This window comes from Pseudomonas sp. WS 5027, assembly GCF_012985695.1.
Lineage (GTDB): Bacteria > Pseudomonadota > Gammaproteobacteria > Pseudomonadales > Pseudomonadaceae > Aquipseudomonas > Aquipseudomonas hygromyciniae.
Map to the genome: position 1 here is coordinate 24870 of NZ_JAAQWU010000023.1, position 19145 is coordinate 44014.

At 62.0% G+C, this 19145-nt stretch carries 14 protein-coding genes; 13 read left to right on the forward strand and 1 reads right to left on the reverse strand.

Going from position 1 to position 19145, the window contains the following annotated elements:
* The first annotated feature begins 188 nt into the window (after nt 1–188).
* The 13 genes from HBO09_RS23630 to HBO09_RS23690 all read left to right on the forward strand — a co-directional run bounded on the left by HBO09_RS23630 (nt 189) and on the right by HBO09_RS23690 (nt 17535).
* Complete coding sequence (locus HBO09_RS23630) at nt 189–1457, forward strand: nitrate/nitrite transporter (RefSeq protein WP_169997831.1); 1269 nt, start codon at nt 189–191, stop codon at nt 1455–1457.
* Nucleotides 1454–2851: a NarK family nitrate/nitrite MFS transporter gene (locus tag HBO09_RS23635; RefSeq protein WP_169997829.1), complete on the forward strand. Its 1398-nt coding sequence runs from the start codon at nt 1454–1456 to the stop codon at nt 2849–2851. The genes HBO09_RS23630 and HBO09_RS23635 overlap by 4 nt, the downstream gene beginning before the upstream one ends.
* A 70-nt stretch (nt 2852–2921) precedes the next feature.
* Nucleotides 2922–6695 carry a nitrate reductase subunit alpha gene (locus HBO09_RS23640; RefSeq protein ID WP_169997826.1) on the forward strand — a complete coding sequence of 1258 codons (3774 nt, stop codon included), beginning with the start codon at nt 2922–2924 and terminating at the stop codon, nt 6693–6695.
* 1 nt (nt 6696) lies between these two features.
* Nucleotides 6697–8235 carry a nitrate reductase subunit beta gene (gene narH, locus HBO09_RS23645; RefSeq protein WP_029291316.1) on the forward strand — a complete coding sequence of 513 codons (1539 nt, stop codon included), beginning with the start codon at nt 6697–6699 and terminating at the stop codon, nt 8233–8235.
* A 3-nt stretch (nt 8236–8238) separates the two neighbouring features.
* The gene (narJ, locus tag HBO09_RS23650; RefSeq protein WP_169997824.1) at nt 8239–8994 is read left to right on the forward strand and encodes a nitrate reductase molybdenum cofactor assembly chaperone; all 756 of its coding nucleotides are present in this window, start codon (nt 8239–8241) and stop codon (nt 8992–8994) included.
* A complete protein-coding gene (gene narI, locus HBO09_RS23655) occupies nt 8987–9664 on the forward strand; it encodes a respiratory nitrate reductase subunit gamma (RefSeq protein ID WP_169997821.1) in 678 nt (225 codons plus the stop codon). Before narJ ends, narI begins: the two co-directional genes overlap by 8 nt.
* A 10-nt stretch (nt 9665–9674) precedes the next feature.
* The gene (locus HBO09_RS23660) at nt 9675–10574 is read left to right on the forward strand and encodes a peptidylprolyl isomerase (protein WP_169997819.1); all 900 of its coding nucleotides are present in this window, start codon (nt 9675–9677) and stop codon (nt 10572–10574) included.
* Between the two features lies 1 nt (nt 10575).
* A complete protein-coding gene (gene moaA / locus HBO09_RS23665) occupies nt 10576–11562 on the forward strand; it encodes a GTP 3',8-cyclase MoaA (RefSeq protein WP_169997817.1) in 987 nt (328 codons plus the stop codon).
* Nucleotides 11563–11695: 133 nt separating this feature from the next.
* Nucleotides 11696–12748, forward strand: coding sequence for a PDDEXK nuclease domain-containing protein (locus HBO09_RS23670; protein WP_169997885.1), 1053 nt, complete (start codon nt 11696–11698; stop codon nt 12746–12748).
* A gap of 96 nt (nt 12749–12844) precedes the next feature.
* Nucleotides 12845–14845, forward strand: a complete 2001-nt coding sequence (locus HBO09_RS23675) for a ribonucleoside triphosphate reductase (protein ID WP_169997815.1) — start codon at nt 12845–12847, stop codon at nt 14843–14845.
* A 124-nt stretch (nt 14846–14969) separates the two neighbouring features.
* Complete coding sequence (gene nrdD / locus HBO09_RS23680) at nt 14970–15125, forward strand: anaerobic ribonucleoside-triphosphate reductase (protein WP_038441552.1); 156 nt, start codon at nt 14970–14972, stop codon at nt 15123–15125.
* A complete protein-coding gene (locus HBO09_RS23685; protein ID WP_169997812.1) occupies nt 15122–15817 on the forward strand; it encodes an anaerobic ribonucleoside-triphosphate reductase activating protein in 696 nt (231 codons plus the stop codon). The genes nrdD and HBO09_RS23685 overlap by 4 nt, the downstream gene beginning before the upstream one ends.
* A gap of 98 nt (nt 15818–15915) precedes the next feature.
* On the forward strand, nt 15916–17535 hold the full coding sequence (locus tag HBO09_RS23690; protein ID WP_169997810.1) for a methyl-accepting chemotaxis protein: 1620 nt from the start codon (nt 15916–15918) through the stop codon (nt 17533–17535).
* Between the two features lie 255 nt (nt 17536–17790).
* Here HBO09_RS23690 and HBO09_RS23695 read toward each other — a convergent pair whose 3' ends face one another.
* Nucleotides 17791–19116 (reverse strand): 4Fe-4S binding protein, encoded by a 1326-nt coding sequence (locus HBO09_RS23695; protein ID WP_169997883.1) that lies wholly within the window; start codon nt 19114–19116, stop codon nt 17791–17793.
* Between the last annotated feature and the right edge of the window lie 29 nt (nt 19117–19145).

Below are 19145 nucleotides of genomic sequence, written 5' to 3' on the forward strand. Positions count from 1 at the left end.
AAAAGCCGGCACAAGAGACCAATCCATTGATAAATAAAGACTTTCTCTTGTTATTCGGTCTACCTCCTTAGAGGTAGACGGGCCAAGCATAGGCCAATACCCCCCAGGTGGACGTTGATCTGGGTCAAGTTCTGCGAGGGCGTCGCCCCTAACCTGCGCTCATGGAATCACTTCTGGGAGCGCAAACCGTGACTCAACCCCGTGTAAGACAAGGCCTGGTGCTGGGCATGAGTACGCTGGCCTTCACCGTGTGCTTTATGGTCTGGATGATGTTCGCCGTGCTCGGCGTGCCGATCAAAGAGCTGCTGCAACTCAACGAAACCCAATTTGGCCTGCTGGCCGCTACGCCGGTCCTGACTGGCTCCCTGGTGCGCCTGCCCCTGGGCCTGCTGACGGACCGCTTCGGCGGGCGCATCGTGTTCTTCGTGCTGATGCTCACCTGCGTACTGCCGCTGTACCTGATCACCTACGCCACCGCCTTCTGGCAATTCCTGGTGCTGGGGCTGTTTGTCGGCCTGGCCGGTGGTTCGTTCTCGGTGGGCATCGCCTATGTCGCCAAGTGGTTCGACAAGGACAACCAGGGCTTTGCCATGGGCGTGTTCGGCGCCGGCAATGCCGGGGCGGCGGTGACCAAGTTTCTTGCGCCGGCCCTGATCGCCCTGGGTACCTGGCACCTGGTGCCGAAGGTGTTCAGTGCGATCCTGTTTATCACCGCGTTGCTGTTCTGGTTCCTCACCAGCGAAAACAAAACCCACCGCAATGCCAGTGGCGCGACCTTTCGTGAGCAACTGCTGTGCCTCAAGGACCCAGCCGTGTGGCGCTACTGCCAGTACTACTCGATTGTGTTCGGTGGCTACGTGGCCCTGGCGTTGTGGGCGACCAAATACTACGTGCAGGAATACGGCTTCAGCCTGCAAAGCGCCGCGCTGCTGGCCGCGTGTTTTTCCCTGCCCGGTGGCGTGCTGCGCGCCGTGGGCGGCTGGATGTCCGACCGCTGGGGCGCACAAAGCGTGACCTGGTGGGTGTTGTGGGTGAGTTGGATCTGCCTGTTCCTGCTCAGCTATCCGCAGACCCAATTGCAGGTGCAGACCGTCAACGGCCCGCTGGACTTCCATATCGGCCTCAACGCCACCCTGTTCACCGTGCTGCTGTTTGTGATGGGCATCGCCTTCGCTTTCGGCAAGGCCTCGGTGTTCAAGTACATCGCCAATGACTACCCGCAAAACATGGGCGCGGTGTCCGGCATCGTCGGCTTGGCCGGCGGCCTGGGTGGCTTTGTCCTGCCGATCATGTTCGGCGCCCTGGTGGACCTCACCGGCGTGCGCTCCTCCTGCTTCATGTTGATGTACGGCGTGGTCTGGGTGTCCTTGACCTGGATGTACTTCAGCGAAATCCGCAAACAGCCGCTGCTGGGCAAAGCCCCGGCGGCCCAGCCTCTCCAGGGAGAATCCGCATGACTATCGCGCAAAAGCCCAACTCGGGCCCGGTGATCCACGACTGGCGCCCTGAAGACCCTGCATTCTGGGGCGCCAGCGGCAAACAGACCGCGACCCGCAACCTGTGGATCTCGATCCCGGCGCTGCTATTGGCCTTCGCCGTATGGATGGTGTGGAGCACGGTGATCGTGCGCCTGAACGCTATCGGTTTCAGCTTCACCACCGACCAACTGTTCTGGCTGGCCGCCTTGCCGGGCCTGTCCGGTGCCACCTTGCGCGTGTTCTATTCGTTCATGGTGCCGATCTTCGGTGGCCGCCGCTGGACAGCCCTGAGCACCGCGTCGCTGCTGATCCCCTCGCTGTGGATGGGCTTTGCGGTGCAGGACCCCAGCACTCCCTACAGCGTGTTTGTGCTGATCGCGCTGCTGTGCGGTTTCGGCGGCGGCAACTTCGCCTCGAGCATGTCCAACATCAGCTTCTTCTACCCCAAGTCCCAGCAAGGCACGGCCCTGGGCCTGAACGCCGGCCTGGGTAACCTCGGCGTGTCGGTGATGCAGTTCTGTGTGCCGCTGGTGATTACCTTCGGTGTGTTCGGCCTGCTCGGCGGCCAGCCGCAAACCCTGGAAGACGGCAGCCAGTTGTGGCTGCAGAACGCCGGCTTTATCTGGGTGCCGTTCATTATCACCGTGACCCTGTTTGCCTGGTTCGGCATGAACGACCTGTCCAGCGCCCGTGCTTCGTTCAGCGAGCAAGCAGTGATCTTCAAGCGCAAGCACAACTGGCTGATGTGCTGGTTGTACCTGGCGACCTTCGGTTCCTTCATCGGCTTCTCGGCCGCCTTTCCGATGCTGATCAAAACCTCGTTCCCGGACGTCAACGCCCTTAAATTTGCGTTCCTCGGCCCGCTGGTAGGCGCCCTGGTACGCCCATTGGGCGGCTGGCTGGCCGACAAGCTGGGCGGGGCGCGGGTGACCTTGTGGAACTTCGTGCTCATGATCGTGATGGTGTTTGGCGTCCTGCACTTTCTGCCACTGAACGGCGAGGGCGGCAGCTTCTACGGCTTCCTCGGCATGTTCATGCTGCTGTTCATCACCACCGGCATCGGCAATGGCTCCACCTTCCGCATGATCCCGGTGATCTTCCGCACCCAGCATGAAAAAGCCAGCGCCGGCAAACCTGTCGCCGTGCGTGAGCAAGCCCTCAAGGATGCGAGCAAGGAATCGGCAGCCGTACTGGGCTTCAGCTCGGCCATGGGCGCCTTCGGTGCGTTCTTCATTCCCAAGACTTTTGGCTCGTCCATGGCTTACACCGGCAGCCCGGCATTGGCCTTCTACATGTTCGTCGGCTTCTACCTGAGCTGCATCGTCGTGACCTGGTGGTGGTATGCGCGCAAAGGCGCCGAGACCCCCTGCTGAGTCGACCCCGAATTCAAACCTTGCGTGGGCGGGGCACAGAACCCCGCAGCAAGCCTGAGAGGAAAGCACCATGAGTCATCTACTCGATCAACTGCGGTTCTTCAATCGCAAGCAAGACGAATTCTCCGAAGGTCACGGCGAGACCCGCAAAGAGTCCCGCGACTGGGAGAACGTCTACCGTTCGCGCTGGCAGTACGACAAGATCGTGCGCTCCACCCACGGGGTGAACTGCACCGGCTCGTGCTCGTGGAAGATCTACGTGAAGAACGGCCTGATCACCTGGGAAACCCAGCAGACCGACTACCCGCGCACCCGCAACGACTTGCCTAACCACGAGCCGCGCGGCTGCCCCCGCGGCGCGAGCTACAGCTGGTACATCTACAGCGCCAACCGCCTGAAGTACCCGAAAATCCGCAAGCCCTTGCTCAAGCTGTGGCGTGAAGCGCGTCTGACCCTGTCGCCGGTCGAGGCCTGGGCGAGCATTGTCGAGGACAAGGTCAAGGCCGACTCCTATAAAAGCAAGCGCGGCATGGGCGGCTTCATCCGTTCCAACTGGGATGAAGTCAACGAGATCATTGCCGCGTCCAACGTCTACACCATCAAGCAGTACGGCCCTGACCGCATCGTCGGCTTCTCGCCGATCCCGGCCATGTCCATGGTCAGCTATGCCGCGGGTTCCCGTTACCTGTCGCTGATTGGCGGCGTGTGCCTGAGCTTCTACGACTGGTACTGCGACCTGCCACCGGCCTCGCCGATGGTCTGGGGCGAGCAGACCGACGTGCCGGAATCGGCCGACTGGTACAACTCCAACTACATCATTGCCTGGGGCTCCAACGTCCCGCAGACCCGTACCCCAGACGCGCACTTCTTCACCGAGGTGCGCTACAAGGGCACCAAGACCGTTGCCATCACCCCTGACTATTCGGAAGTGGCCAAGCTTACCGACCTGTGGCTCAACCCCAAGCAGGGCACCGACGCCGCGCTGGCCCAGGCGTTCAACCATGTGATTTTCAAGGAATTTCACCTGGATAAACCGAGCGCCTACTTCACCGACTACGCCAAGCGCTACACCGACTTGCCAGTGCTGGTGATGCTCAAGCCCATGACCGGTTTTGCCCCGGGCGCAGGCTTCCAGCCCGACCGCTTTTTGCGCGCGTCGGACCTGGTCGACAACCTTGGCCAGGACAACAACCCAGAATGGAAAACCATCGCTCTGGACGAGAGCGGCGAACTGGTTTCGCCACAAGGCGCCATCGGCTATCGCTGGGGCGAAAAGGGCAAGTGGAACATCCTCGCCAAAGAAGGCGGTGAAGGCCGCGAGATCGACCTGAAACTGAGCCTGATCGGCGATGACGTCGCCGAAGTGGCGTTCCCGTATTTCGCCGGTGAAGCCCACGATTACTTCCAGCACGTGGCCGGCGATGCCGTGCAGTTCCGTCGGGTGCCGGTGCACAGCGTGACCCTGGCCGATGGCACGGTGGCCAAAGTCGCGACCGTATTCGATCTGTCGGCGGCCAACCTGGCCATCGACCGTGGCCTGGGCGGCAGCAACGTGGCCAAGGACTACAACGACGCCAGCGTTCCGGGCACCCCGGCCTGGCAGGAAGCGATCACCGGCGTCAGCCGTGAGAAGGCGATCCAGATCGCCCGTGAGTTTGCCGACAACGCCGACAAGACCCGTGGTCGCTCGATGATCATCGTCGGCGCGGCGATGAACCACTGGTACCACATGGACATGAACTACCGCGGGCTGATCAATATGCTCATGCTCTGCGGTTGCGTCGGCCAGACCGGTGGCGGTTGGGCGCACTATGTAGGCCAGGAAAAACTGCGCCCGCAATGCGGCTGGCTGCCCCTGGCCTTTGGTTTGGACTGGAACCGTCCGCCACGCCAGATGAACGGCACCAGCTTCTTCTATGGCCACAGCTCGCAATGGCGCCACGAGAAGATGAGCATGCACGACATCCTCTCGCCGCTGGCTGACAAGTCGCAGTTCCCCGAGCATGCCCTGGACTACAACATCCGCGCCGAACGCGCCGGCTGGTTGCCCAGCGCGCCACAACTCAATACCAACCCGCTGCATATCTGCCGCGACGCCTCAGCCGCTGGCATGGACCCGAAAGACTACGTGGTCAAGTCCTGGCAGGACGGCAGCTTGCGCTTTGCCTGCGAGCAGCCGGACAGCCCGGTGAACTTCCCGCGCAATATGTTTATCTGGCGCTCCAACCTGCTCGGTTCGTCGGGCAAGGGCCATGAGTACATGCTCAAGTACCTGTTGGGCACCAAGAATGGGGTGATGAACGAAGACATCGGCCACAGCACCGAATGCAAGCCGACCGAGGCCGAGTGGGTCGAAGACGGCGCCATCGGCAAGCTGGACCTGGTGACCACCCTGGACTTCCGCATGTCCTCCACCTGCGTCTATTCCGACATCGTGTTGCCGACGGCAACGTGGTACGAAAAAGACGACATGAACACCTCGGACATGCACCCGTTCATTCACCCGCTGTCGGCGGCGATTGATCCGGCGTGGGAATCGCGTTCGGACTGGGAGATCTACAAAGGCATCGCCAAGGCGTTTTCGGCCATGTCGGTCGGCCACTTGGGCGTGGAACAAGACCTGGTCACCGTGCCGTTGATGCATGACAGCGTCGGCGAACTGGCCCAGCCGTTTGGCGGCACCGACTGGAAAAGCGCCGGTGTGGCGCCGGTACCGGGCAAGAACGCGCCAAACATGGCGGTGGTGGAACGCGATTACCCGAACATCTACAAGCAGTTCTCGTCCCTGGGCCCGATGCTGGAAAAACTCGGCAACGGCGGCAAGGGCATCAACTGGAATACCGATGAGGAGGTCCAGTTCCTTGGCGAACTCAACCACCACGAAGGCGATGCGGGCATCAGCCATGGCCGGCCAAAAATCGACACGGCTATCGACGCCGCCGAGGTGATCCTGTCCCTGGCCCCGGAAACCAACGGCAAGGTTGCCTTGAAAGCCTGGGCCGCGCTGTCGGAATTCACCGGTATCGACCACAGCCACCTGGCGATTTCCAAGGCCCACGAAGCGATCCGCTTCCGCGATATCCAGGCGCAGCCGCGCAAGATCATCTCCAGCCCCACCTGGTCGGGCCTCGAAGACGAGCACGTGAGCTACAACGCCGGCTACACCAACGTCCATGAAAACATCCCATGGCGCACCATCACCGGCCGCCAGCAGTTCTACCAGGATCACCCGTGGATGCAGGCGTTCGGCGAGCAGTTGATGAGCTACCGGCCACCGGTCAACACCCGCACCATCGAAGGGGTGAAGGGCAAGCGCAGCAATGGCGAGACCGAAATCGTCCTGAACTGGATCACCCCGCACCAGAAGTGGGGGATCCACAGCACCTACAGCGACAACCTGCTGATGCTCACCCTAAGCCGTGGCGGCCCGATTGTGTGGCTCTCGGAAATCGACGCCAAGCGCGCCGGGATCGAGGACAACGACTGGATCGAATGCTTCAACGTCAACGGCGCCCTGACCGCCCGTGCGGTGGTCAGCCAGCGGGTCAAGGAAGGCATGGTGATGATGTACCACGCCCAGGAACGCATCGTGAACGTACCGGGTTCGGAAACCACCAAGACCCGTGGCGGCCACCACAACTCGGTGACCCGCGTGGTGCTCAAGCCGACCCACATGATCGGCGGCTATGCCCAGCAGGCCTACGGTTTCAACTATTACGGCACAGTCGGCTGCAACCGCGATGAATTCGTGGTGGTGCGCAAGATGGTCAAGGTCGATTGGCTCGATGGTTCCAGCGGTGATGATCTGCCGCGTCCATTGCCGACCGATATCGAGGAGAACTGAGATGAAGATTCGCTCACAAATCGGCATGGTCCTGAACCTGGACAAGTGCATCGGCTGCCACACCTGCTCCATCACCTGCAAAAATGTCTGGACCAGCCGCGAAGGCATGGAATACGCCTGGTTCAACAACGTTGAATCCAAGCCGGGCATCGGCTACCCCAAGGAGTGGGAAAACCAGGACAAGTGGAAGGGCGGCTGGATCCGTAACGCCAACGGCTCGATCAACCCACGTATCGGCGGCAAGTTCCGCGTGTTGGCGAACATCTTCGCCAACCCGGACCTGCCGAGCCTGGACGACTACTACGAGCCGTTCGACTTCGACTACCAGCACCTGCACACCGCGCCCCTGGGCGAGCACCAACCCACTGCGCGCCCGCGTTCGGTGGTGTCGGGCAAGCGCATGGAGAAAATCGAGTGGGGCCCCAACTGGGAAGAAATCCTCGGCACCGAGTTCGCCAAGCGCCGCAAGGACAAGAACTTCGACCAGATCCAGGCCGACATTTATGGCGAGTACGAAAACACCTTCATGATGTACCTGCCGCGCCTGTGCGAGCACTGCCTGAACCCGGCGTGCGCGGCGTCGTGCCCCAGCGGCGCGATCTACAAGCGTGAAGAGGACGGCATCGTCCTGATCGACCAGGAAAAATGCCGCGGCTGGCGCATGTGCATCAGCGGCTGCCCGTACAAGAAAATCTACTTCAACTGGAAAAGTGGCAAGTCCGAGAAGTGCATCTTCTGCTACCCACGGATCGAAGCGGGCATGCCCACCGTCTGTGCGGAAACCTGCGTGGGGCGTATCCGTTACCTCGGCGTGTTGCTGTATGACGCCGACCGCATCAGCGAAGTGGCGAGCACCGCCAACGAGCACGACCTGTACGAGAAGCAGCTGGAAATCTTCCTCGACCCCAATGACCCGGCGGTGATCCGCCAGGCCCTAGCCGATGGTGTACCGCAGTCGGTGATCGACTCGGCCCAGCGTTCGCCGGTGTACAAAATGGCCGTGGACTGGAAGCTGGCGCTGCCGCTGCACCCGGAATATCGCACCTTGCCGATGGTCTGGTACGTGCCGCCACTTTCGCCAATCCAGAACGCCGCCGCTGCTGGCACCGTGGGCATGAACGGGGTGATCCCGGACGTAGACAGCCTGCGTATTCCGTTGCGCTACCTGGCGAACATGCTGACTGCCGGTGATGAAAAACCGGTCAAGCGTGCGCTTAAACGCCTGCTGGCCATGCGCGCCTTCAAGCGCTCTCAGCAAGTGGACGGCGTCGAAGACCTGCAAGTGTTGGCCGACGTGGACCTAAGCGTGGCCCAGGTGGAAGAGATGTACCGCTACCTGGCGATTGCCAACTACGAAGACCGTTTTGTGGTACCGAGCGCCCACCGTGAAGACGCGATGAGCGATGCGTTTGCCGAGCGTTCCGGCTGTGGTTTCAGCTTCGGCAGCGGCTGCAGTGGCAGCTCCGACACCAATATGTTCGGGGCGAAGAAGGCCAACCGCCGCGACGTGCTGAAAACCGTACAGATCTGGGAGGACTGAGCCATGCGCATTCTTAAAGTGATCTCGTTGCTGCTCGACTATCCCACCGAAACCCTGGTGAACGGCCACGATGAATTGGAGCAGGCGATTATCGAATCGCGGGAAATCAGCCCCAAGCAGCGCGGTGCGTTGTTCGAGCTATTGGAGCTGATCTGCAGCAATGACTTGATGGACGGTCAGGAGCACTACGGCGCGCTGTTTGGCCGGGGCCGCTCGCTGTCGCTGTTGTTGTTCGAACACGTGCATGGCGAGTCGCGCGATCGCGGCCAGGCCATGGTCGACATGATGGCCCAGTACCAGGAGGCCGGGTTCGCCATCGGCGTCAAGGAGTTGCCGGACTACATCCCGCTGTACCTGGAGTTTCTGTCCACCCGCGAAGACATCGAGGCCCGCGAGGGCCTGGCGGATGTGGCGCACCTGCTGGCCTTGCTGGCGGCGCGCCTGGACGAGCGCGAAAGCGCTTACGCCAGTTGCTTCCGTGCGCTGTTGCAGATCAGCGGCGCCGAGCCGCACCAGGCGATTGCTGAGTTGCGCGCCCAGGTTGCCGCCGAAGTGCGCGACGACTCCCTCGAAGCCCTGGACAAGGTCTGGGAAGAGGAGGCCGTGGACTTTATGCAGGCCGAGCAGCAGGACCGTTGCAGCGCCATGCCCAGCGCCCCGGGCAAGGCCCGCGAAGAAAGCGCGGTGCCGTTGCACTGGGTGGATTTTCAGCACGAAGGGCTGGCCGCCGCGCCAGCCAAGGAGGTGGGTAATGTCTAAGTGGAATTTGCTGGTATTTGGCGTGTATCCGTATGTCGCCCTGGCCATTTGCCTATTGGGCAGTTGGGCGCGGTTTGACCTGTCGCAGTACACCTGGAAGGCCGGCTCCAGCCAGATGCTCAATAACCGTGGCATGCGCGTGGCGAGCAACTTCTTCCATATCGGCGTGCTGTTCGTGCTGGCCGGGCATTTTGTCGGCCTGCTGACGCCGGCGTCGATCTACCACCATGTGATCAGTACCGAAAACAAGCAACTGCTGGCGATGGTCTCCGGGGGCTTCTTCGGTTTGCTGTGCCTGGTGGGCCTGCTGATGCTGGTCAAGCGCCGCCTCACTGATCCACGGGTACGGGCCACATCAAGCCCATCGGACATCCTGATCCTGCTGGTGTTGCTGGCGCAGTTGGTGCTGGGCTTGCTGACCATCGTCGCATCGACCGGGCATATGGACGGTTCGGTGATGGTGATGCTCGCGGACTGGGCGCAGAACGTAGTGTTGCTGCGGCCGGTCGAAGCGGCCGCCTCGATTGCCCCGGTCAGCCTGATCTACAAGGCGCACGTGGCGCTGGGCCTGACCCTGTTTGTGCTGTTCCCGTTTACCCGGCTGGTGCATATGGTCAGCGCGCCGATCTGGTATTTGGGTCGTCGTTATCAAATCGTGCGGCAGAAGTGAGGAGAACGTCATGACTACAGGATGCGGATGTGGCGGCGGTGGTGGTGGCGGTGGCGGTTGCAGCTCTTCGGCCAAAGAGCCGGAAGTGGTGGTGGCCGTCGAGCCGCAACTGATTGCCAGCAGCGAACAGGAATGGCCGATTGTCAGCGTCAACGGGGTGCAGATTGCCCCCGAGGCTATGGCTCAGGAACTGCAATATCACCCGGCTGAGAGTCGCGAGGAGGCGGTGTTCCTCGCCGCCCGCGCCTTGGTGATCCGTGAGCTGCTACAGCAGCGGATCCGTGAGCTGGGAGTGTTGCTGGAAGTCGGTGCCGGCGAGAACGAAGAGGAGGCGGCAACCCGCCTGTTGCTGGAGCGTGAAGTCAAGGTGCCGGACTGTGACGAGGCCACCTGTGTACGCTACTTCGAAAGCAATCGCGGGCGCTTTCACAGCGCGCCGTTGCTGGCGGTGCGGCACATCCTGCTGGAGTGCGCGCCGGACGATGCCGAGGCGCGCCATCAGGCGCTGTCCCAGGCCGAGGTACTGGTGCTGAGCCTGGAAGAGTCGCACGGCGCCTTTGCCGAACTGGCACTGAAGTATTCGGCGTGCCCGTCCAAGGCCCAGGGCGGCTCCCTCGGGCAGGTCAGCAAAGGCCAGACCGTGCCGGAGCTGGAGCGCCAATTGTTTACCCTGGCCCCGGGCCTGGCCAGCAAACCCCTGGAAAGCCGCTACGGCTGGCATGTGATTTGCGTCGATCAGCGCATCGAAGGCCAGCCGTTGCCTTACGAGGCGGTCGCCACGGCGATCCGCACCCAGTTGCAGCAAGGGGTGTGGCAGAAGGCGTTGGTGCAATACCTGCAAACCCTGATTGGCGCGGCCGATGTACGTGGCATCGCGCTGCAGGGCGCCGACTCGCCGTTGGTGCAGTGACATGAGCCTGGTGGATGGTGTGGGCCGTTCCATTGACTACCTGCGACTGTCGGTGACCGATCGTTGTGATTTTCGCTGTGTGTATTGCATGGCAAAAAACATGACCTTCCTGCCGCGCCAGCAAGTGTTGACCCTGGAGGAACTGCAACGGCTGGCGACGGTGTTCGTCAGCCAGGGTGTGCGCAAGATCCGCCTGACCGGGGGCGAGCCGCTGATCCGTCCGGGCATTGTCGAGCTGTGCCGCCATATCGCCGCGTTGCCCGGCCTGCGCGAACTGGTGATGACCAGCAACGGCTCGCAACTGGGCCGCCTGGCGCGGCCGCTGGTGGAGGCTGGGGTCAAACGCATGAATATCAGCCTCGACAGCCTCGACCCTGACCGCTTTCGTGCGATCACCCGCAATGGCGATCTGCGCCAGGTGCTGGACGGCATCGAGGCGGCGCGGGATGCCGGGTTCGAGCGGGTCAAGCTCAATTGCGTGGTGATGAAGGGCCGCAATTTCGATGAAGTCCCGGCGCTGGTGCAGTACGCCATCGACCAGGGCATCGATATCAGCTTTATCGAAGAGATGCCATTGGGGGATGTGGGGCGCTCGCGGGGCGAATCCTTTTGCTCCAGCGAGCAGGTGCGCGCATTGATCAGCGAGCATCACGCGTTGCTCGACAGCACCGAAAACAGCGGCGGCCCGGCCCGCTACGTGCGCCTTGCGCGGCATGCACAGACGCGCATCGGCTTTATCTCGCCCAACTCCCACAACTTCTGCGCCAGCTGCAACCGGGTGCGGATGACGGTGGAAGGGCAGTTGCTGCTGTGCCTGGGCCAGGACAACGCGGTGGATTTCCGTGCGTTGCTGCGTCGCTATCCGTTGGATGACCGGCCTTTGGTGGAGGCGCTGCACAAGGCGTTGCGGGGTAAACCGTTACGCCATGACTTTACCGGGCAGGGCGAGGTGCAGGTGGTGCGGTTTATGAATATGAGTGGGGGTTGAGGAGGTGCTGGAACCCTGTCGCATAGTAGTTCCCGATGTTTTGTATCAAGGGCATTGTGCTGGCCCGCGTGGCTTTTTTCCGTCGTTACCATTGCCGGTTTCTACAACGCGCAATATCGACAAGGAACCCGGAATGAATCGATCCGATGATAGCTTCACGACACCACCTGAGGGATATGGCGACTGGTTGAAGGACCTGAAAAACCGCATCCACTCAGCCCAGCAGCGTGCGTCGCTGGCGGTAAACCGTGAGCTTGTGCTGCTGTACTGGCAGATTGGCCAGGACATCTTGACCCGCCAGGCGCAGCAGGGGTGGGGAGCAAAAGTCATTGAGCGTCTGGCGCGGGATTTGCGTTCAGCTTTTCCTGATATGAAAGGTTTTTCGCCGCGTAACCTCAAGTACATGCGCGCATTTGCTGAGGCTTGGCCTGATGTTCAGTTTGTGCAACAGGCTGCTGCACAATTGCCGTGGGGTCATAATTTGGTCCTGCTCGATAAACTACCCGGCCCCGAAACCCGCCGCTGGTACGCCGCCCAAGCCATTGAACACAACTGGTCACGCAACATTCTGGTCATGCAAATCGAGACCCGTCTGCTGGAACGCAGTGGCAATGCTGTCAGCAACTTCGAAACCCTGCTGCCCAAGCCCCAATCGGACCTGGCCCGCGAGTCGCTGAAAGATCCTTATCGTTTCGATTTTCTGGGGCTGACCCTGGACGCGCAGGAGCGTGAGATCGAAAGCGCACTGATCAGGCATGTCACCGACTTTTTGCTGGAGTTGGGTGCAGGCTTTGCTTTTGTCGGCAAGCAGGTGCTGTTGGACGTGGGCGGCGAAGAGTTCTTCATTGACCTGCTGTTTTATCACTTGAAGCTGCGCTGTTACGTCGCCATCGAACTCAAGGCAGGAAAGTTCAAGCCAGAGCATCTGGGTCAGCTGGGTTTTTACCTCACAGCGGTGGACGCCCAGCTCAAGCACCCACAAGACAGCCCCACCATTGGTTTGCTGCTGTGCAAAAGCAAAAACAAAATAGTGGCTGAATATGCCTTGCGTGACAGCGCTCGACCCATCGGGGTGGCGGAGTACCAGTTGGTAGGCTCCCTCCCGGCAGAACTCCAAACCAGCTTACCCAGCATCGAACAGATTGAACGTGAACTGGCCTGTGACGATACGTCTTCGCAAACTTGACCCTGGTCAATTGCAACCCGCCTTTCACTGCGTACCATCACTGCATCTTGTGTCTATATGAACTATTAAATCTATATGTAGTGTTTCGGAGCCCCCATGCAGATCACCTCAAGCCCGCTGGTCAGTACCCGCCTACACAAGCGTGATGGCACCCAGGTTGCCTTTGACGCCGAGAAAATCCGCCAGGCGATGATCGCTGCGGGTAACGCCACCGGCGAGTATCAGGAAGCCGAGGTCGATCTGTTGTTAGGGGCGGTGCTCGCCCGGTTGCGCGGGATCACTCGCCTGGATGTTGAGCAGATCCAGGACAGTGTCGAGCGGGTATTGATGGACGCCGGGTACTTTCTGGCAATGCGCGCCTACATTGTCTACCGCGAGCAGCATGGGCGCCTGCGCCGGGATCGCAAGACCCTGGTGGAAGTCGCCACCTCGATGAACGAGTATCTCGACCGTGAGGACTGGCGGGTACAGGCCAACGCCAACCAGGGCTATTCCCTGGGCGGGCTGGTGCTGAATGTGTCGGGCAAGGTCACCGCCAATTATTGGCTGGACGAGGTCTATAGCCAGGAGATCGGCCAGGCCCATCGTGAGGCGGACTTGCATATCCATGACCTGGACATGCTCGCTGGTTATTGCGCCGGCTGGTCCCTGCGCACGCTGCTGCACGAAGGCCTCAATGGCGTGCCCGGCCGGGTCGAAGCCGGGCCGCCCAAGCACCTGGGCAGTGCCTTGGGGCAGATGGTCAACTTCCTCGGTACCCTGCAGAACGAATGGGCCGGTGCCCAGGCCTTCAGTTCGTTCGACACCTACCTGGCGCCCTTTGTACGCAAGGATCAGCTGACCTTCCCCGAGATTCGCCAGGCGGTGCAGGAGTTCATCTACAACCTCAACGTACCGTCGCGCTGGGGTACCCAAACGCCGTTTACCAACCTGACATTCGACTGGGTCTGCCCGGAAGACTTGCGCGAGCAGATCCCGATTATCGGCGGCGAAGAAATGCCGTTTGCCTACGGTGACCTGCAGGCGGAAATGGAGCTGATCAACCGCGCCTATATCGAAGTGATGCAGGCCGGTGACGCCAAGGGCCGGGTGTTTACCTTCCCGATCCCCACTTACAACATCACCCATGACTTCCCGTGGGACAGCGAAAACGCCGACCGTCTGTTCGAGATGACCGCACGCTATGGCCTGCCGTATTTCCAGAACTTCCTCAATTCCGATATGCAGCCCAACCAGGTGCGTTCGATGTGCTGCCGCTTGCAGCTGGATGTGCGCGAGTTGCTCAAGCGTGGCGGCGGGCTGTTCGGTTCGGCGGAGCAGACCGGCTCATTGGGGGTGGTGACCATCAACTGCGCACGCCTGGGTTACCTGTTCAAGGGCGACACCAGTGGTTTGCTGCAACGCCTGGACCACCTTATGGAACTGGCGATGGAGAGCCTGGAGGTCAAGCGCAAGGTGATCCAGCACCATATGGACGCCGGGTTGTACCCCTACACCAAGCGCTACCTGGGGACCTTGCGCAATCACTTCTCAACCATTGGCCTGAACGGCATGCACGAGATGCTGCGCAATTTCACCGGGGACGAGGAGGGCACACATACCGCCCGTGGGCGCGAGTTTGCGCTGCAGGTGCTGGATCACGTGCGCGCCACGTTGCTGCGCTTCCAGGAAGACACCGGCCACCTCTACAACCTGGAAGCCACGCCGGCCGAAGGCACCACCTACCGGTTTGCCAAGGAAGACCTCAAGCGCTTCCCCGCGATCCTCCAGGCTGGCAGCCACGACGCACCGTATTACACCAACTCTTCGCAGTTGCCGGTGGGCTACACCGAAGACCCGTTCGAAGCGCTGGAACTGCAAGACGAACTGCAATGCAAATACACCGGCGGCACCGTGTTGCACCTGTATATGGCCGAGCAGATTTCCTCGGCCCAGGCCTGCAAGCAACTGGTACGCAAGGCCCTGGGGCGCTTCCGCCTGCCATACCTGACGGTGACACCGACGTTCTCCATCTGCCCGGTGCACGGCTACCTGGCGGGCGAACATGAATTCTGCCCCAAGTGCGACGAAGCCCTGGCCCTAAGCCCCACCTTGTAGGAGCGAGCTTGCTCGCGAAGCACTCAAGGACACCGCGTTTAACCAGGAAGCACGCGTGATCGTTGACGTTTTTCGCGAGCAAGCTCAAGGCGCAAACCGTATTCCAACCCCAAGGAGATTCACCATGCAAACCTCCCAGCCACAACGCCAACGCTGTGAAGTCTGGACCCGTGTCATGGGCTACCACCGACCGGTTTCGGCCTTTAACCCCGGCAAACAATCGGAGCACCGTGAGCGCGCGCACTTTACCGAAAGTGCGGCGGCGGCCGGGCGCCAATGAGTCGAGCACTACGGGTCGGGGGCCTCGTGCCCCTGACCACCCTCGACTACCCCGGCATGCTCGCTTGCGTGCTGTTTTGCCAGGGCTGCGCCTGGCGTTGTCGGTATTGCCATAACCCGGACCTGATCCCCCCACGCGGTAGCGATGAGGTGGATTGGCGCCGGGTTTTGCTGTTTCTGCAACGGCGCCAGGACCTGCTGGACGCCGTGGTGTTCAGCGGGGGCGAACCGACCTTGCAGGAAGGCCTGCCGGCGGCCATGGACGAAGTGCGCGAGATGGGCTTTCGCATCGGCCTGCACAGCGCCGGGATCAAGCCCGCCGCGTTCGCCAATGCCCTGGTGCACGCCGATTGGGTCGGCTTCGACGTCAAGGCCCTGGCCGAGGACTGTCAGTTGATCACCCAGGTCAAGGGCAGCGGCACCGCCAATTGGCGCAGCCTCGACCTGCTGCTGCACAGCGGTGTGGATTACGAATGCCGCACCACCGTGCATTGGCACCTGATCGACCCGCAGCGCCTGCTGCTGCTGGCCCAGCGTTTGCAAGAACGGGGAGTCAAGCGCTTCGCCGTACAGCTGGTGCGCACCGCGCGCATGCTCGATGAGCAGTTGCCGAGCGTTTCGGCACAGGCCTTGCTGCCTGAACTATGGGAGAAAATGCGGGCACTGTTCCCGGCATTTGTTTTACGGGGCTGATCCCTTCGCGGAGCCCTTTCAAGCGTGGCGATTGAACTCCCACCGGATTATCAAAGATGCTGCCCCTGGGGGCAGGTATTCATCAGGGAGCTTATGACATGACTCGACTAACCACCGCCCGCCGCATCGCGATCGGCTTTGCCATCGCCCCCTTGGCCCTGGCCGGCATGGCGTTCTACGCCTTGCACGACCTGGGCACCCTCAAGGAACAATCGGAACTGATCGTGCAGCAGGACTGGCCGAAAATCGCCCCGATCATGGTGATTGCCACCGGTGTGCGCGACAACGGCCGCAACACCCGCGACTTGCTGATCGACCAGGACAACCAAGCCGCACAACAGGCCATTGGCACCACACGCCAACGCATTACCGATGCCTTCACCGAGCTGGAGCCACTGTTCCACACGCCTGCGGGCCAGGCGGCCTATGCCGATCTGAAGCTGCGTCGCGAAGCCTATGTCGGCGCCTTTACCCAGGTGCAGGCGCTGATCCGCCAGGGCGCCCATGCCGAGGGTGTGGCGCAGCTCAAGCAGAATGTGCAACCCGCCGAGCAGGCCGTGTTCAAGAGCCTGGAGGCGATGATGGCCCTGCAGGGGCAGATCTTTACCGAGCGCGAGCACGCGGCGCAGACCCTGTACAGCGAAGCGCGGCGCAACATGCTGGGGCTGTTCCTTTTGTGCGTGGCCCTGGTGGTGGCGGCAGCGGTGATTGTCACCCGCAGCGTGACCCGGCCCTTGGGCGGAGAGCCCGATGAGGCCGCACGGGTATTGAGCCAGATTGCCCAGGGCGACCTGACCACCGTGGTGCCAACGGCGGGCAGCGCCGATGGCAGCGTGATGAAAAACATGCAACAGATGCAGGACAACCTCAACCAAATGGTGCGCCAGATCGCCGCCTCGGTGGACCGTGTGGCCAGTTCTTCCGAGGAGTTGAGTGCGGTCAGCAGCCAGACCAGCAGCAGCCTGCAGTTGCAAGGCATGGAGATTGAACAAGCGGCAACGGCGGTCAACGAGATGACGGCGGCGGTAGATGAAGTGGCGCGCAATGCAGTCAGCACCAGCGAAGCCTCACGTGTGTCGGCGCAGACAGCCCTGCTTGGCCGGGATCAGGTGCAGGAAACGGTGGCCTCGATCAACACCCTGGCAGACGGTGTGAGCGGCACTTCGGTGCGTATCCAGCAACTGGCGGGGCGCGTGCAGGACATCAGCGGCGTGCTGGAGGTGATCCGCAGCATTGCCGACCAGACCAACCTGCTGGCCCTCAACGCGGCCATCGAGGCGGCACGGGCCGGGGACGCCGGGCGCGGGTTTGCCGTGGTGGCCGATGAGGTGCGGGCCCTGGCCCATCGCACCCAGGCCTCGACCCAGGAGATCGAGCAGATGATCGGCAATATCCGCCTGGACACCGAGCAGGCCGTGACCGCCATGCACGACAGCAGCGAATTGGTACGCGCTACCTTGAGCGTGGCCCAACGTTCTGGTGAAGCGCTGGAGGCGATTACCCAGTCGATCTCGCAGATCAACGAACGCAACCTGATGATCGCCAGCGCCACCGAGGAGCAGGCATTGGTGGCGCGGGAGGTGGATCGCAACCTGGTGGGGATTCGCAATCTGTCCGAACAGGTCTTGCTCGGTGCGCGGCATACCGATACGGCGGGGCATGAACTGGCGCAGATGGCTGGGGAACTGCATCTGACGGTTGCCAGGTTCCGCGTCTAACCGCGCAAGACGGGCCATTGTGGCGAGCGGGCTTACTGTGGCAAGCGGGCTAGTTGTGGCGAGCGGGCTTGGTGTGGCGAGCGGGCTTGCCCCGCGCTGGGCTGCGCAGCAGCCCCAAGTAAGCCGGATACGGTGTGTCAGATACTCCGTAGCGTCTGGTTTTGGGGCTGCTGCGCAGCCCAGCGCGGGGCAAGCCCGCTCGCCACAATAAGCCCGCTCGGCACGACAAGTCGGCTCGCCATGACGAGTCGACTCCTAGAGACTCCAGCCCCAGAACTGTAGCCACCAGACATACCCCACCAGCCCATTGCCCAGTAGCAGGCAAGTCCAGGCGACGCAATGTCGTGCCAGTGGCGTGTCGGCCAGCTGTTTCCACCCCAGCCACAAACACCAGCCCATCGCCCCAACCAGCAGCGCGCCGCGTGCCGGTTGCACCCATTCGAGCAGCAACCCTTCATAACGCAACAACTTCACGGTGGTAGCCGACAGCCCGAGGAACAGCCCCGCACCGCCAAGGGGCGTGAAGGTCAGCGCCAAGGCCCAATACCGTGCACGATCCCCACTCAATCGTGCGGCCAGGCCCACCAGCTCCATCAATGCGCCGCCGATCAACAGGCTGCTGGCGCCTAGATACGCCACGATGCAAAAGCCATCCAACCAACTGAAGCTGTCGTTGGCCTGGGGGTAATGGGTCAACAGCCACCAGGGCGCGTTGTCTTGCAACGGCCACAGCCAGTCGTGCTCCACCAACCATTGCGCCAGCGCTTGCTTGAACGTGATGAACCACGGGCTGACGGTCCACTGGAACGCGCCCATCGCCAGGCCGATCACGCCAAACAACAACAAGCGCGTGTCCCAGACCAAGACGGGTTTACGTGGGGCCTGGAGGATTTCGCTATTGCACGAGCGCGCAATCAACTGCACCGCGCCGCGTTGCCCGCTGCAGCGTCCGCAGGCGTGGCAATCGCTGGCGCCTTGCAAGCGGCGGATGTCCAGCAGCGGCGCGCAGTTGGGCAACGGCAGGCGCGGGCCGTCGTTGGCTTTCCAGCGTTGTTCGTCAACCTGGAAATGCACCGGCGCCAGGCGTGCGAGCAGGGCGAATACGCCGCTGACCGGGCACAGGTAGCGGCACCACACCCGTTTGCCGCGCACAAACAGCAGCCCTACCAGCACTGCGGCCACGGTCGAGCCGCCGAGGATCAGCAAGGCCGCCTGGGCGTAGTCGTACACGCTGATCAACTGACCGTAGAGGGTGGTCAGGCAGAAACCCACGGTGGGCCAGCCGCCCCAGCGGATCCAGCCCGGAATGCCCAGGCCGCGCCCATGGCGGCTGGCCCATTCGCTCAAGGAGCCTTCGGGGCAGAGCACGCCGCACCACACGCGGCCGAACAAGACGATGGACAGCACCACGAACGGCCACCACACGCCCCAGAACAGGAACTGTGCCAGTAGCGTCAGGTTATCCAGCAGGCGCGCCTGGCTGGCGGGCAGCGGCAGCAGCGCGGGCACTACCAGCAACCCCGCGTAGAACAGCACCACCGCCCATTGCACACCGCGAATCAGCCGCGCATGGCGGCGCATGCCATCCCCCAGGCGTTGCAGCCAGGGGG

What these genes read in the sequence shown, in the direction of transcription:
- HBO09_RS23690 (WP_169997810.1), top strand. Translation starts at nt 15,916, where the DNA reads ATGACTCGACTAACCACCGCCCGCCGCATCGCGATCGGCTTTGCCATC.
- HBO09_RS23685 (WP_169997812.1), top strand. Translation starts at nt 15,122, where the DNA reads ATGAGTCGAGCACTACGGGTCGGGGGCCTCGTGCCCCTGACCACCCTC.
- HBO09_RS23670 (WP_169997885.1), top strand. Translation starts at nt 11,696, where the DNA reads ATGAATCGATCCGATGATAGCTTCACGACACCACCTGAGGGATATGGC.
- HBO09_RS23695 (WP_169997883.1), bottom strand. Translation starts at nt 19,116, where the DNA reads ATGCGCCGCCATGCGCGGCTGATTCGCGGTGTGCAATGGGCGGTGGTG.
- HBO09_RS23660 (WP_169997819.1), top strand. Translation starts at nt 9,675, where the DNA reads ATGACTACAGGATGCGGATGTGGCGGCGGTGGTGGTGGCGGTGGCGGT.
- moaA (WP_169997817.1), top strand. Translation starts at nt 10,576, where the DNA reads ATGAGCCTGGTGGATGGTGTGGGCCGTTCCATTGACTACCTGCGACTG.
- HBO09_RS23675 (WP_169997815.1), top strand. Translation starts at nt 12,845, where the DNA reads ATGCAGATCACCTCAAGCCCGCTGGTCAGTACCCGCCTACACAAGCGT.
- HBO09_RS23635 (WP_169997829.1), top strand. Translation starts at nt 1,454, where the DNA reads ATGACTATCGCGCAAAAGCCCAACTCGGGCCCGGTGATCCACGACTGG.
- nrdD (WP_038441552.1), top strand. Translation starts at nt 14,970, where the DNA reads ATGCAAACCTCCCAGCCACAACGCCAACGCTGTGAAGTCTGGACCCGT.
- narJ (WP_169997824.1), top strand. Translation starts at nt 8,239, where the DNA reads ATGCGCATTCTTAAAGTGATCTCGTTGCTGCTCGACTATCCCACCGAA.
- narI (WP_169997821.1), top strand. Translation starts at nt 8,987, where the DNA reads ATGTCTAAGTGGAATTTGCTGGTATTTGGCGTGTATCCGTATGTCGCC.
- HBO09_RS23640 (WP_169997826.1), top strand. Translation starts at nt 2,922, where the DNA reads ATGAGTCATCTACTCGATCAACTGCGGTTCTTCAATCGCAAGCAAGAC.
- narH (WP_029291316.1), top strand. Translation starts at nt 6,697, where the DNA reads ATGAAGATTCGCTCACAAATCGGCATGGTCCTGAACCTGGACAAGTGC.